The 220-nt window shown below is 50.9% G+C and carries 1 rRNA gene; it reads right to left on the bottom strand.

From position 1 onward, the window contains the following. Positions 1–123 (bottom strand): 23S ribosomal RNA (locus tag DBV14_RS33690); the annotation flags it as partial. Between the last annotated feature and the right edge of the window lie 97 nt (positions 124–220).

Here is a 220-nt window from a genome sequence, read left to right as displayed (position 1 = left end):
ATTAGTCTTTCGCCCCTATACTCGTGTCCGACGATCGATTTGCACGTCAGAACCGCGGCGGTCCTCCATCAGAGTTTCCTCTGACTTCAACCTGCACAAGCATAGTTCACCATCTTTCGGGTCTCTACATGATCGCTCAAACTCCGCCCAGATGCGAACATCTTAAGACGGGTCGATGTTGCACTCTGTGTTTCCACGAGGTCACATCACAGTTTACCGA

Origin of the sequence: Variovorax sp. KBW07, from assembly GCF_003852515.1 — a bacterium.
In the GTDB taxonomy this organism is placed as follows: Bacteria; Pseudomonadota; Gammaproteobacteria; order Burkholderiales; family Burkholderiaceae_C; genus Variovorax.
Note: the sequence above shows the minus strand (reverse complement) of the source record. Positions and strands in the feature narration are given on the sequence as shown.